The organism is Corallincola luteus, from assembly GCF_004336975.1.
GTDB lineage: Bacteria > Pseudomonadota > Gammaproteobacteria > Enterobacterales > Neiellaceae > Corallincola > Corallincola holothuriorum.
The window spans coordinates 111,085-124,408 of sequence record NZ_SJXE01000003.1; the positions used below are offsets into that span (position 1 = coordinate 111,085).

Genomic DNA, 13,324 nt, shown 5'->3' on the forward strand with positions numbered 1-13,324 from the left:
TGCGGCCATTTTAAGCGGCTGTTCTATACTTTGAAGGATAGCTATAGCGGGTAACTGTATGATCAGACAGCGAACTCTAAAACAGAGTGTCAGTTCTACTGGTGTTGGTTTGCACTCAGGTAACAAAGTCTCACTGACTTTGCGCCCTGCGCCTGTGAACACCGGCGTGATATTTCGTCGTGTTGACCTTGACCCAGTAGTAGACATTCCAGCAGACCCAGCCTTGGTGCGAGACACCATGCTGTGTACCTGCTTGATCACGGATGATGGCGTTAAACTTTCTACCGTTGAGCATCTATGTTCAGCGTTGGCAGGTCTCGGCATTGATAACGTGATTGTCGAAGTGGATGCGCCGGAAATTCCGATCATGGACGGCAGTGCCAGCCCTTTCGTATATCTGCTGCAAACAGCGGGTATCGAAGAGCAAGGTGCAGCGAAGAAGTTTATCCGTATTAAGCAGACGGTACGTGTGGAAGATGGCGATAAGTGGGCCGAGTTCTCACCCCATAATGGCTTCCGCGTGAATTTTGCCATCGACTTCGAACACCCGGCGATTGACGGTGAGAAGCAGCGTTTGTCTATGGACTTAAGCGCATGCTCATTTGCCAAAGAGATCAGTCGGGCTCGTACCTTCGGATTCATGAAGGATATTGAGTACCTACGAGCCAATAATCTTGCTCTGGGTGGTAGCTTTGAAAATGCTATCGTGCTCGACGAATATCGGATCCTGAATGAAGACGGTCTGCGCTATGATGATGAGTTCGTGAAACATAAGATCCTTGATGCGATCGGCGATCTCTTCCTTGGCGGCTATTCCATCATTGGTGAAGTGACAGCATATAAATCCGGTCATGCGCTTAACAACATGTTGATACAAGCGTTGTTGAAGCAGCAGGAGGCGTGGGAGTTTGTGACTTTCGAAGACACAGAAGAAGCGCCTGTATCATATATGATGCCAAGTTTAGCCTGATAAATCAGTGAGTTAATATTAAAACCAGCCGTAAGGCTGGTTTTGTTGTTTTAGCCGCATAGTTTTTCGCGAAAGCTATTTTTCGCGATTGGCTAACTTGAGTAATTGTTTTTTTAGCTCTGCTGGTGCGTGATCGGCGAGCGCGCGCAACTGTTCGGCTGTTGATGGTGAGATCATTCTCGATTGGCCCGTAACTTGCGTTCTTTTAGGAACTATCGACTTGTTTGGCACTATTTGCACATTGATGGTGCTAAGCCCCGGCAGATGTTGCTTGCGTAACTGACTGAGCAACATACTTTGGGCAAAACGCAGTCGTTGAGCCCACCCGGCAGAGGGAACGGTAAGTACAAGAATGCCTTCACGATAATTGGCGACAGTGACTTGTTTGCTAATTAGCTCAGGCAGCAAGGCTCTCACAGCTTGGTTTATTTGAGTGATTTGTTGTGCGCCGTGTTGAAGTTTCGCCAGCGCACCTGTGTTAAGGTTTATCAGCTGTGCCAGCTCTTTGGGGCGTTTAGGGCGCATCACAATAAAGGTACCTGCCTAGTTACCAATGGTTTATCGGGCATTTGCCGAGTTACAAGGTATAGATAGAAGTAGTCGTTATGAGTGTATCAGTATCCTTAAAAACGCGAAATCGCGAGTACCACTTAAATCTAGGTGCCTGGCACATAGGTGGATTTTTTGTGGCTGTCGTGTTGCTTGCTGCCACGTTTGTGAGCACCCAGCTTAACCAGCTGGACCCAATCCGTTTGAAAGTTGCTGAAAAGCGTATCGAAAACGAGTCTCAAGTTGTGCAATTGGATGAGTTGCGTCAAGCGACCGCACGTCAGTTGCAACAGTTAGCTGGTCGTGTCGGGCTATTACAAGCTCATACCCAACGCTTGGAAGCGCTGGGTAGCCGATTGACCGATCTTCATGAGTTGGATTCAACTGAGTTTGATTTTGCGGCGGAGCCCCCTGTTGGTGGTCCAATCAATATTGATACTGCGGATGAGGTGATTGAGCCTGGAGAGCAGCTCGGGGAGCTGTTGGCCAAAATCGATGAACTCTCATCTCAGTTAAATAATCGTACTCGTCAGCTTGCACTACTTGAAAATCTATTACTGAATCACCAGATCTCTGACGAGAGCTATGTTTCTGGTCGCCCAATCAGCGATGGATGGTTATCATCGTATTTTGGCACACGTACCGATCCGTTCACCCGTAAACCAGCCCACCATAAAGGGATCGATTTCGCGGGGAAAGAGGGCGGTGACGTTGTTGCGACGGGTGCTGGCATTGTCACATGGTCTGCACATCGTGGGGGGTATGGTGAGCTGGTTGAGATCAATCATGGCGCGGGATTGTCCACGCGTTATGGTCACAATCAGACACTACTAGTGAAAGTGGGTGATGTGGTGACCAAAGGGCAAGTGATTGCTCGCATGGGCAGCACTGGACGCTCTACAGGGCCTCACGTGCACTATGAAGTACTCAAACATGGTCGTCAGATAGACCCGATAAAATACGTCTATCGAAAGGCTAAGTAATTAGAATAATAATGCGCTAGTCATGGTTGCTAGGCTGCCATGGCTTTTTATTTTATTAGGGATAACCCGGCGTCGCCTTCTGGTTTGAACGCTATAACTATTAGTAATCACACCCATGTTCGTAAAAGCACTTACCAAATTATTCGGTAGCCGGAATGAGCGCGTGCTCAAGCGTTATCGCAAAGTTGTTAATCAAATCAATGCCCTTGAAGCAGATGTCGAAGCACTATCTGACGACGCCCTGAAGGCGAAAACAGAAGAATATCGTCAACGCCTCGCTGATGGTGCAACGTTAGAACAGTTGTTGCCAGAAGCGTTTGCAACGGTTCGAGAAGCCAGCCGCCGGGTATTTGGTATGCGCCATTTCGACGTTCAGCTGATCGGTGGCATGGTGTTACACGAAGGCAAAATTGCTGAGATGCGCACCGGTGAAGGTAAAACGCTGACTGCCACATTGCCTGCTTATCTGCATGCACTTACCGGCAACGGTGTGCACGTAATTACGGTGAACGATTATCTGGCTCGCCGTGATGGAGACTGGAATCGTCCGTTGTTTGAGTTTTTGGGGATGACCGTTGGTTGTAACCTGTCACAGATGGATAGTGCCGCTAAGCGTGAGGCGTATGCTTCGGACGTGACTTACGGTACCAATAACGAATTTGGTTTTGACTATCTTCGCGACAACATGGCTTTCGCGCCTGACGATCGTGTTCAGCACGGTTTGAATTTTGCGGTTGTCGATGAGGTGGATTCAATCCTTATTGATGAAGCGCGTACGCCGTTAATTATTTCCGGTGCAGCAGAAGATAGCTCGGAAATGTATCGTCAGATCAACAAGTTGATCCCGCTGCTAGAAAAAGCCCCTGAGGATGATAGTGAAGAAGCTCGTGCCGTAGGTGATTACACGGTAGATGAGAAGGGTAAGCAAGTTTTCCTGACCGAACAGGGTCAGGAACGCGTTGAAGAGTTATTGAAAGAGAAAGGTCTGCTGGCAGAGGATGACTCGCTTTATTCGGCGGGCAACATCTCATTGATGCATCACATTAATGCTGGTTTGCGTGCCAGTGTGCTGTTCCATCGCGACGTTGATTACATCGTTCAGGACGGCGAAGTGGTGATTGTTGATGAGCACACCGGTCGAACCATGCCGGGTCGCCGTTGGTCTGAAGGTCTGCATCAAGCGGTAGAAGCAAAAGAGGGCGTGGATATTCGTAATGAGAACCAGACGCTGGCCTCGATTACGTTCCAGAACTTCTTCCGTATGTACAACACGCTATCGGGTATGACGGGTACGGCTGATACTGAGGCCTTTGAATTCCAGAGTATTTACGGCTTAGAAACCATCGTTATTCCGACCAACTTACCTATGGTGCGTGATGATCGCCCTGATCTGGTTTACCTGACTGCTGGTGAGAAATTCGACGCCATCATTGAAGATATTCAGGACTGTGTGAAGCGTGGTCAACCGGTATTAGTGGGTACCGTCTCTATTGAGATCTCTGAGTATCTTTCTGGCTTATTAAACAAGGCCAAGATTAAGCACCAGGTGCTTAATGCCAAGTTCCATGAGAAAGAAGCGCAGATTGTTGCCGATGCGGGCCTACCGGGTGCCGTCACCATTGCGACCAACATGGCAGGCCGTGGTACCGATATCGTACTTGGGGGCAACTGGCAGTCGCAGATCGATAGTTTAGATCAGCCCACTGAAGCGCAAGTTTCAGATATTAAAGCTGCATGGCTGAAGGTACACGAAGAGGTGCTGACTGCAGGCGGTCTGCATATCATTGGCACCGAGCGCCATGAGTCGCGCCGTATCGATAACCAGCTACGAGGCCGTTCGGGCCGTCAGGGTGATGCTGGCTCAAGCCGTTTCTACCTGTCGATGGAAGATAGCCTGATGCGTATCTTTGCTTCGGACCGGGTTGCGGGTTTGATGAAGAAGTTGGGTATGGAACATGGTGAAGCGATTGAGCATCCATGGGTCACCCGTGCGATTGAAAATGCACAACGTAAAGTTGAAGGGCGTAACTTCGACATTCGTAAACAGCTTCTCGAGTTTGATGATGTCTCAAATGATCAGCGTAAGGTGGTCTACGAGCAGCGTAACGAGCTGCTTGACGAGGGTGATGTTAAAGAGACGATTGATGCGATCCGTGAAAGCGTCGTTGATGGTGTGATTAGCGAGTATATACCACCACAATCTTTGGAAGAGATGTGGGATGTACCAGGCCTAAGCGAACGTTTGAAAGCGGACTTTGCCATCGGACTACCGCTGCAGCAGTGGCTGGATGAAGATGACAAACTACATGAAGATTCGCTGCGTGAGCGGATCATGAGTTCCATTGTTGAAGCTTGTGACAAGAAAGAAGAGATGGTGGGTGTTGATGTTTTACGCCACTTCGAAAAGGCCATCATGTTGCAAAGCCTGGATAGCCATTGGAAAGAACACCTGGCGAACATGGATCATCTGCGTCAAGGGATCCATCTGCGCAGCTATGCGCAAAAGAATCCGAAGCAGGAGTACAAGCGTGAAGCGTTCGAGCTGTTCTCTAACATGCTGGAAGCGCTGAAAGGCGACGTTGTCTCCATCATCAGTAAGGTGCAGGTGCGTGCTCAGGAAGATGTTGATGCCGTTGAAGCCAAGCGTCGTGAGAATGAAGAGAAGGCACGTCGTAGCTATCAGCACGCCCAAGCGGGAGCGATTGCTGAAGATCAGAACGCCGCAGCAGACGGACAGCATGGTACGTTTATTCGCGAAGACAAGAAGGTCGGCCGTAACGAGCCTTGTCCGTGCGGATCAGGTAAAAAGTATAAACAGTGCCACGGCAAGTTGAGCTAAATAGGCTTTCTGCAAGGAACTGAACAGAAACGGCGGCTTATCCCGCCGTTTTTTATATCTGGGGTTTGTCAGCAGTATATCAATGACGCTAGACGAGCACCGCCAGAACAAATCGAGAGCGATATGAAAACGATAGAGATAGCAGTTGGTATCGCTATTCGCGAAACCGATAGTATGGAGGTGCTCGTGGCGCAACGGCTGCAGGGCAGCCATTTAGCTGGGAGCTGGGAGTTTCCCGGGGGAAAAATAGATTCTGGAGAATCGCCCGAAAGCGCATTAGTTCGTGAATTTTCTGAGGAGCTGGCGGTTAAGCCGACGCATTTTGAGATGTTTACTCAGATTGATCATCGTTATCCGGAGCGTGAGGTTTCATTAAGCTTCTATCTGGTCACTCAGCTTGATGGTGAGCCGGTGGGAGCAGAAGGGCAACGCATAGCTTGGGTCAATATGGCTGAACTGGCAGAGCTGGATGTACCAGCAGCCAATCAACCTATTATTGAAAAGTTACAGGCTTATCTTGGGCGGGATTAACTCTCTCTTACCAGTAAAATGAGCTTAAACTTCGTAAAGCGGGTTCAACTTTCATCGCTGCTGGCTAAACCTACTGTTCAGCTTTGCCATGAAGCAGCTTGGCCGCTAACGCTTCTATCTGTTCTTCGCTCATGGCATCAACATCCTGAAGCAGATCAGCCATAGGGTTGTCTTCTTTGGCTGCAATTTTGTGTTCTTCATCTGCCCATTGTCCGAGATCTATCAATTGACAGCGTTTACTGCAAAAGGGGCGGTACTTGCTTTCGTTGCCCCAAATGACTGCTTTGGCGCAGTTCGGGCAATCGACAACTATTGGTTGCTTCGACATCTATAGATGGTCCTAGGTGTTAGCAGGCCGCGACCTGAAAGTTAACATCTTGCTCCAGCGCCCGCTGGTTTTCATCATCGAGCTGATGAAAGCGGATCGTATACCTTAGGCGGTTACCACTGACCGTAGGGTAACAGTGGAGATCCTGCGGTAATTGAATTCTGACCATCTGCACATCTTCTGCGCTGGCTTGATAAAAGCCACTGCGAGCGATGGTGGCCGCCAAATTGGTCTTCTCTCGTATCAACTGTAGGTTGAGCGCGATCCCTCGGCTAAGTAGAGACAATTGCCTTAACCATTCTGCCATCTGTTGGCTGCGCGTGCCCTGAGGTTGGTGCAGCCAAAGATGTAGTTGCGGTAAGTCGAAACAGCAGTGTCCACCGGGGATAGCGAAGCGTTGTCGTAACGCTGCCAGGAATTTATCCTCTCGCAGTGACTGACCTAATCGTGGCTCGGCGCGTAAACCTGTGATCAGCTGTTGTAGTTCACCTTTTAGCTGTTGCAAGGCATGCTGATCTACGCCCGGGGTGCCTTCCCATCGTTCGAGGCCGATCTGTTGTTTCTCCAGATCTTTAATTAGCTCTTGCCGTAAGTCGCCGCGTTCCAGTAGTTCGAGCAGTTCAAATACGGCGCGAAAGAATCCCAGGCAGGCGCTACTGGTCTCGGCACCAGCGTCTCGCATCTGATGGACCAGATACTCCACTCTGAGTTGGCTGCGGATCTTTTCGTTGAGGGGGTATTCAAACAGCAAGGCTGCGTCCTGCAGATAAGGGTTATGGGATAATGATAGCGCGTCACAACGCATTTTTTAATCGTCTTGTGACTATTTAGTGTTGGCTAAGCTGCAAATAGTGTTGGTGTAGCGTGGATACATCTCTCTTCACCTCAGAAAGCGGGCGGCTGTTATCGATTACGTCATCAGCAACGGCAAGACGTTGTTGCCGTGATGCCTGGGAAGCGAGCACCTGCTCTATTTGCGCTATAGATTGCCGATCACGAGAAGCGGCGCGAAGCTTTTGTTGTTCGACGGGGAGATCAATGACCAGCACTCGGTCTGCTTGTTGGTATAGCTTGTTTTCGACCAATAGTGGCACAACCCAAAGCACATAAGGTGATGAAGCAGCCTTTAACTGGACTTGCATCTCTTGGCTTATCAATGGGTGGAGTAACTGGTTTAGCCACCGGCGCTGTTGTTCATTGTTAAAAACAGCAGCGCGCAGTGCCGCACGATCTAAACTGCCATCCGTAAGGATGACACTATCACCGAAATAATATTGGATCTGTTGCAGTGCCTGGCTGTTGGGGGCAACAACATCTCTGGCGACGAGATCTGCATCGACAACATCGATACCCTGTCTTTGAAATTCAGCGGCAACGGTACTTTTACCGCTGCCGATACCGCCTGTTAAGCCGACGATGAACATGCTCTGATTAGAGTCTCATCAGGTACCACTGGGTGATCTGTTCGCCCCAGAGTAGAGCGATAAAGCCAGCGATAGCTAAGTAAGGGCCAAACGGCATTGGCTGCGCTTTGTCTCGGCCTTGCACCATGATCATAGTGATACCCAAAACGGCACCAACACCAGCGGAGAGTAATATAATTAGCGGCAGTTGTTGCCAACCTAACCAAGCGCCGAGTCCAGCCAGTAGTTTGAAATCACCATAACCCATCCCCTCTTTGCCTGTCAGCAGCTTAAAGCCCCAATAGACGCTCCACAATGCCAAGTAACCGGCAACTGCACCAATCACTGCATCGTTTAGAGAGACAAAGGTGCCATCCAGGTTAAACAGTAAACCTAACCATAACAGTGGATAGGTCAATTGGTCCGGCAGAAGCATTTTATCGATGTCGATAAAAATCATCGGTAGCAGCAACCATAAGAACAGCAGCGCACCGATCCCTTCGGCAGTAAAACTAAACTGCCAGGCGACATAGCCGCTTAATACGCCAGTGAGTAGCTCTATGGCAGGGTAACGTTTGGAAATAGCCGCTTTACATTGGCTGCACTTGCCTCTTAACAGCAACAACCAGCTAACGACAGGAATATTCTCTAGCGCTGTGATTTGATGACCACAGTGCGGACAAGCAGAACGAGGCACGACTAGATTATAAGGGGTTGGTAGCTTATCAATATCGTTATCAGGCAATGTCGCTTCCGGATAGCTTTCGCGGATATCACGGCGCCACTGGCGCTCCATCAGCAGCGGCATACGGTGAATAACAACATTGAGGAAACTGCCGATGAGCAGACCCATAACGGCAACCAGCAGCCAATAGGCTGCTGGGTATAGTTCAAATAACAAGATAAATTCTTTAAGCATGATTTATACAACAGCGCCCATGCCAAAAATGGGTAGGTACATGGCCACAATAAGTCCGCCTACAAGCGTACCCAACACCACCATGATTAAGGGTTCAAGCAGAGAGGTTAAACCATCGACGGCGTCGTCCACTTCCATTTCATAGATGTTGGCGATTTTTGCGAGCATCCCATCCAAGGCTCCCGATTCCTCACCAATCATCACCATCTGAGTGACCATATCAGGGAAGATACCGGTCATGCGCATGGCGACATTCATCTGCATGCCGGTCTGTACTTCTTTCTGGATCGACATAATGGCACGACGATAAACAGCATTACCAGAGGCGCCTGCAGCAGACTCCAGCGCACTGATCAGTGGCACACCAGCAGCAAAGGTGGTCGATAGGGTGCGAGCAAAGCGAGCAATCGCGGCTTTGTGGAGGATAGCGCCAATAATGGGCAGCTTTACTACTGTTTCATCAGTTTTATCACGAACCGCAGGGTATTTAGCGTGAGCTTGCTTAAAGGCGTAACCGGCAACTATCGTACCACCTAATATAATGTACCAGTAGGCCTGCATAAATTCGGAAATACCGATAACCATCAGTGTAAACCCAGGCAGTTCAGCGCCAAAACCGTCAAAGATATCTTTAAACTGTGGCACAACAAAAATCAGCAAAATACTGGTAACGATAAGTGCAACAACGAGTACTGCTGCGGGATAGAACATCGCCTTCTTTATTTTTGATTTTAGTTGTTCTGCTTTCTCTTTATAGGTGGCGATACGGTCATATATTGTGTCCAGAGCTCCCGATTGTTCACCGGCATCAACCAGGTCGCAATAAAGGTCATCAAAGTGTTTCGGATGTTGCTTCAAACATTCTGAAAACGGGCGGCCAGCTTGTAGCTCCACTAAAATTCCAGATAAGAGTGTTTGCATCGCTTGTTTCTCGTGGCCCTTGGCGATCATCTCTATCGACTGCACTAAAGGTACACCGGCCGATAGCATGGTGGCTATCTGTCGGGTAATAATCGCGATATCGGCGGCACTGACCGAGCCACCTCCTGCGCCGAACAAGGATTTAGGTTTCTTCTTTACCTTTGATGGTGTGACCCCTTGGCTACGAAGCTGAACTTTTATATCCGTAGGGCTAGCGCCACGCAATTCGCCAGAAACTTTGTCGCCTTTCTTATTAACCCCGTGCCAGACGTACAGTTCGGAAGCTGGCCCCTTGTTTTTCTTTGCCTTACTTGCCGCAGCTACAGCCATAACTAACTCTCTCTTATATATACGTTGGCTATATAATTAATAGGTATTGTTAGATTAGAAGGAGGTGATCCTTTCAACTTCAGAGATACTAAGTAACCCAGCCATCACTTTTTTTAGTGCCGACTTGCGAAGATCATCGACCCCTTCTGTTTCCGCTTGTTTGGCGATATCCAGTGAGTTGCCATCTTCCATGATTATTTTGGCAATGGCATCACTGATCTTCATCACTTCATAAACACCTACCCGCCCTTTATACCCGCCGGTACACTTGTCGCAACCTACAGGCTTGTAAACTGTGAAGTCTTGGGCGATCTGTTCGTCGTTAAAGCCCAATTCCTTCAGTGCTTTTGGTGTTATCTCCTCTGGGGCCTTGCATTCACCACAGAGCTTGCGCCCCAAACGTTGGGCGATAATCAGGGAAATTGAGCTAGCGACGTTAAATGAGGGTACGCCCATATTGAGTAAGCGGGTTAAAGTTTCAGGTGCTGAGTTCGTATGCAGAGTGGATAGAACTAAGTGGCCGGTTTGTGCCGCTTTAATGGCGATTTCTGCAGTTTCCAAGTCTCGGATCTCACCGACCATCACCACGTCGGGATCTTGACGAAGAAATGAACGCAAGGCGCTGGAGAAGGTCAATCCAGCTTTTGGGTTCATATGTACTTGATTGACCCCAGTTAAGTTAATTTCTACCGGGTCTTCTGCGGTGGCGATATTTCGTTCAGGTGTATTCAGGATATTCAAGCCAGTATACAAGGACACGGTCTTACCCGAACCTGTTGGCCCGGTGACTAGGATCATCCCTTGGGGCTGACCTAATGCTGCCATATACATCTCTTTTTGATCGGCTTCGTACCCAAGCACATCGATGCCTAGCATGGCACTGGAACTATCCAAAATACGCAGTACGACCTTTTCGCCCCAAATCGTCGGCAGTGTCGATACACGAAAATCGATCGATTTATTGCGAGATAACCGCAGTTTAATCCGCCCATCTTGAGGTACCCGGCGTTCCGCAATGTCCAGCTTAGACATCACCTTTAAGCGAGCAGATAGGCGACCAGATAAGGAGACTGGTGGTGAAGATATTTCGTGCAAAATACCATCTATACGAAAGCGTACCCGGTACGATTTCTCATAGGGTTCAAAGTGCAGATCCGATGCGCCTTTACGGATCGCATCCATCAATAGCTTGTTAATATAGACAACGATGGGAGCGTCATCTTTCTCTTCGCCAACCAAGCCCTCTTCATCTTTGCGCTCAGTATCGGCGACTTCCATGCTGCCGAAATCGCCATCGCCCATCTCCCCCATATCCAGGTTGGCGATATCCCCTTCGACAATCGTTTCGATAATAGGGGCTAGTTGGGCAATATTGGCAAGCAGCGCTTCAGTGCGAATACCAGTGCTGAACTGAAAATCTTCCAGCGCAGCTAGATTGGTCGGGTCGGCGAGGGCGATAAAAAGGCGGTTGCCACGCACCTCAAAGGGGATGGCATGATGCTGCGCGATTAGTTTTTCGTTAACGTATTCTTCTGGCAGTGTTTTGTGGTCATAGTCACTCAGGTCACAGGTGGGAATACCGTAGCTATCCGCCAGAACTTCGAGTGCTTTGGAGCCGTCAATCTTACTTTTTTCATGTAGATAATGAATAAAGGATTGCTTGTTCTCGGCAGCGAGTAGCGCTTGATTTTTGGCATCAGCTTCGTCAATTAAGCCTTTTCGGGCGAGCAGTGATGCGAGTGAACTGTTGGCGTTATAAGACATAAAGCGACATAACAAAAAGTAGGTAACAGTAAGTTACCATTTTACCTTTGCGTTTGCGTGAATTGAATTATAAAAGGTCGGTGTAGCTAACAAAAAAGGAGGCTAATGCCTCCTTTCTTAAGTGAAAACTATCTTATCTACATTCAGCTGGTACAAATTTCTCTGAACCTGCAGCAGTCGAACAAGCCCAAGCTACTGGAGCTGTAGCACTTAAAGTCGGTGTTAAAGAAATAGCAACGCTTTGAGCTGATGCATCCATTGATACCGCGATAACACCACTGGTATCATCACATGCTATAGTAGCTACTGCACCTGCAACATTTAGGTTGGCACCAGCACAAAGAGTAGTCGTAGTTGGATCGTTAGCATAGTTTTCTGCAACAACCGTCTTAATGCCTGACGCTAAACTTAGGCCTTCGGTTACACGAGCACGAACAGTGTAATCTTGGTAAGCAGGCAACGCGATGGCTGCCAAAATACCGATGATCGCTACAACGATCATCAATTCAATCAATGTAAAACCTTTTTGTACTGCTTTCATTTGGATGTCTCCCTCAGGGTTTTGCTAAATCTTACTGTTACGTGGCTAATTGTAGTGGCCATGTTCAGCGAGAACTGCAGTTTTGATCAAAGTTTTAGCTGCAATCAATAACATTTTGATAACAATTGTTAACTTTGTGATCGAAAACCACGTCATAGCACAATGCTATGGCGCGGAATCTATCAAAGGAAGCGCATAGAAAGGTCGATCGCGCGCACATGTTTGGTGATTGCTCCAACGGATATACGGTCAACGCCGGTTTCTGCGATCGATCTCACCGTGTCCAGATTTACATTCCCCGATGCTTCTAACAAGCAGCGACCAGCCGTCAGCTTGACGGCTTTACGCATAGTGGTTAGATCAAAGTTGTCCAGCATAATGATGTCGGCGCCAGCGTCGATGGATTGGTTAAGTTCATCCATGGTTTCGACTTCAATCTCTATCGGCTTCTCTGGATTGAGTTGTTTGGCTTTGTCGACGGCCTGAGCAATACCACCGCACGCGGCGATATGGTTCTCTTTGATCAGATAAGCGTCGTGCAAACCGGCGCGGTGGTTGTGGCCACCACCACAGGCGATAGCGTACTTCTGTGCAGCCCTTAGGCCGGGAATAGTTTTACGGGTATCAAGTAGTGCCAGCGGCTTCTCTAAACCTTGCAACTTATCGATGTAAGCGCGAACGGCGGTGGCGGTTGCTGACAACATCTGCACGAAATTCAGTGCTGCGCGTTCACCTGTGAGCAATAGCCGAGCAGAGCCTCTTAGCATAAAGAGAGGTTGGTTGGCCTCGACGCATTCGCCATCTTTAACCAACCATTTAATTTCAACCTGTTCCGCCAGGTTTGCCGTTAACTGGGCAAACACCTCCTCAACAAAAGGTTGACCGCAAAACACGGCTCGCTCACGGCTGATCACCCGTGCTTCGGCCATGTTTTCTGCTGGAATAAGTTGTGCGGTGATGTCGTTATCTGCGGAATAGTTGTTTTCTGCTGCAGTATGCAGCGCTAAAGAGCCACCGAGATCTTCGTTTAACGCCATGCGTACGTTATCTGTGATGATATGGGCTGGGATCTTGTTTGCTGGCAGGGAGTGTGGCGTCTTCAATGGCTTCTCTTGTATGCTTAGTCGGCTATATGAACAGAATCAATCGGTTAGTAATGATTGATGTGTGGTGTTAATAATAGCACTGGAAACGGTATCTGATTTGCGGTGTATTCTAATGGCATTAGCAACGGTTATTGAAGGGA

The 13,324-nt window shown here is 48.6% G+C and carries 13 protein-coding genes; 4 read left to right on the forward strand and 9 right to left on the reverse strand.

What is annotated here, in order from left to right; all coding sequences use genetic code 11:
- Positions 1-58: 58 nt before the first annotated feature.
- Positions 59-970 (forward strand): UDP-3-O-acyl-N-acetylglucosamine deacetylase, encoded by a 912-nt coding sequence (lpxC, locus tag EZV61_RS08595; RefSeq protein ID WP_114338177.1) that lies wholly within the window; start codon positions 59-61, stop codon positions 968-970.
- A 75-nt stretch (positions 971-1,045) separates the two neighbouring features.
- Here the strand turns inward: lpxC and EZV61_RS08600 are convergent, their stop codons facing one another.
- Positions 1,046-1,495: a DUF721 domain-containing protein gene (locus EZV61_RS08600; protein ID WP_240695179.1), complete on the reverse strand. Its 450-nt coding sequence runs from the start codon at positions 1,493-1,495 to the stop codon at positions 1,046-1,048.
- An 80-nt stretch (positions 1,496-1,575) separates the two neighbouring features.
- On the opposite strand from EZV61_RS08600, the gene EZV61_RS08605 reads away from it, so the two are divergent.
- From EZV61_RS08605 to mutT, 3 genes are all read left to right on the forward strand, one after another.
- Complete coding sequence (locus EZV61_RS08605; RefSeq protein WP_131415026.1) at positions 1,576-2,502, forward strand: M23 family metallopeptidase; 927 nt, start codon at positions 1,576-1,578, stop codon at positions 2,500-2,502.
- Positions 2,503-2,617: 115 nt separating this feature from the next.
- On the forward strand, positions 2,618-5,341 hold the full coding sequence (gene secA, locus EZV61_RS08610) for a preprotein translocase subunit SecA (protein WP_131415028.1): 2,724 nt from the start codon (positions 2,618-2,620) through the stop codon (positions 5,339-5,341).
- Between the two features lie 123 nt (positions 5,342-5,464).
- Entirely contained in the window at positions 5,465-5,872 is a 408-nt protein-coding gene (gene mutT / locus EZV61_RS08615) for an 8-oxo-dGTP diphosphatase MutT (protein ID WP_131415030.1), read from the forward strand.
- A gap of 70 nt (positions 5,873-5,942) precedes the next feature.
- On the opposite strand, the gene yacG is transcribed toward mutT, so the two are convergent.
- From yacG to nadC, 8 genes are all read right to left on the reverse strand, one after another.
- Positions 5,943-6,200 (reverse strand): DNA gyrase inhibitor YacG, encoded by a 258-nt coding sequence (gene yacG, locus EZV61_RS08620; protein ID WP_131415032.1) that lies wholly within the window; start codon positions 6,198-6,200, stop codon positions 5,943-5,945.
- 19 nt (positions 6,201-6,219) lie between these two features.
- On the reverse strand, positions 6,220-7,005 hold the full coding sequence (gene zapD / locus EZV61_RS08625; RefSeq protein ID WP_131415034.1) for a cell division protein ZapD: 786 nt from the start codon (positions 7,003-7,005) through the stop codon (positions 6,220-6,222).
- A 22-nt stretch (positions 7,006-7,027) separates the two neighbouring features.
- Positions 7,028-7,624 (reverse strand): dephospho-CoA kinase, encoded by a 597-nt coding sequence (gene coaE, locus EZV61_RS08630; RefSeq protein WP_131415036.1) that lies wholly within the window; start codon positions 7,622-7,624, stop codon positions 7,028-7,030.
- 7 nt (positions 7,625-7,631) lie between these two features.
- Positions 7,632-8,522, reverse strand: coding sequence for a prepilin peptidase (locus EZV61_RS08635; protein ID WP_131415038.1), 891 nt, complete (start codon positions 8,520-8,522; stop codon positions 7,632-7,634).
- 3 nt (positions 8,523-8,525) lie between these two features.
- Positions 8,526-9,773 carry a type II secretion system F family protein gene (locus tag EZV61_RS08640; protein WP_131415040.1) on the reverse strand — a complete coding sequence of 416 codons (1,248 nt, stop codon included), beginning with the start codon at positions 9,771-9,773 and terminating at the stop codon, positions 8,526-8,528.
- A gap of 54 nt (positions 9,774-9,827) precedes the next feature.
- On the reverse strand, positions 9,828-11,537 hold the full coding sequence (gene pilB / locus EZV61_RS08645) for a type IV-A pilus assembly ATPase PilB (RefSeq protein ID WP_131415042.1): 1,710 nt from the start codon (positions 11,535-11,537) through the stop codon (positions 9,828-9,830).
- A gap of 133 nt (positions 11,538-11,670) precedes the next feature.
- A complete protein-coding gene (locus tag EZV61_RS08650) occupies positions 11,671-12,078 on the reverse strand; it encodes a pilin (RefSeq protein ID WP_131415044.1) in 408 nt (135 codons plus the stop codon).
- A gap of 182 nt (positions 12,079-12,260) precedes the next feature.
- Complete coding sequence (gene nadC / locus EZV61_RS08655) at positions 12,261-13,115, reverse strand: carboxylating nicotinate-nucleotide diphosphorylase (protein ID WP_131415280.1); 855 nt, start codon at positions 13,113-13,115, stop codon at positions 12,261-12,263.
- Between the last annotated feature and the right edge of the window lie 209 nt (positions 13,116-13,324).

Coding starts and splice junctions, on each gene's coding strand:
- secA (WP_131415028.1), top strand. CDS start 2,618: ATGTTCGTAAAAGCACTTACCAAATTATTCGGTAGCCGGAATGAGCGC.
- EZV61_RS08650 (WP_131415044.1), bottom strand. CDS start 12,078: ATGAAAGCAGTACAAAAAGGTTTTACATTGATTGAATTGATGATCGTT.
- zapD (WP_131415034.1), bottom strand. CDS start 7,005: ATGCGTTGTGACGCGCTATCATTATCCCATAACCCTTATCTGCAGGAC.
- coaE (WP_131415036.1), bottom strand. CDS start 7,624: ATGTTCATCGTCGGCTTAACAGGCGGTATCGGCAGCGGTAAAAGTACC.
- nadC (WP_131415280.1), bottom strand. CDS start 13,115: ATGGCGTTAAACGAAGATCTCGGTGGCTCTTTAGCGCTGCATACTGCA.
- EZV61_RS08635 (WP_131415038.1), bottom strand. CDS start 8,522: ATGCTTAAAGAATTTATCTTGTTATTTGAACTATACCCAGCAGCCTAT.
- EZV61_RS08605 (WP_131415026.1), top strand. CDS start 1,576: ATGAGTGTATCAGTATCCTTAAAAACGCGAAATCGCGAGTACCACTTA.
- mutT (WP_131415030.1), top strand. CDS start 5,465: ATGAAAACGATAGAGATAGCAGTTGGTATCGCTATTCGCGAAACCGAT.
- pilB (WP_131415042.1), bottom strand. CDS start 11,537: ATGTCTTATAACGCCAACAGTTCACTCGCATCACTGCTCGCCCGAAAA.
- yacG (WP_131415032.1), bottom strand. CDS start 6,200: ATGTCGAAGCAACCAATAGTTGTCGATTGCCCGAACTGCGCCAAAGCA.
- EZV61_RS08640 (WP_131415040.1), bottom strand. CDS start 9,773: ATGGCTGTAGCTGCGGCAAGTAAGGCAAAGAAAAACAAGGGGCCAGCT.
- EZV61_RS08600 (WP_240695179.1), bottom strand. CDS start 1,495: ATGCGCCCTAAACGCCCCAAAGAGCTGGCACAGCTGATAAACCTTAAC.
- lpxC (WP_114338177.1), top strand. CDS start 59: ATGATCAGACAGCGAACTCTAAAACAGAGTGTCAGTTCTACTGGTGTT.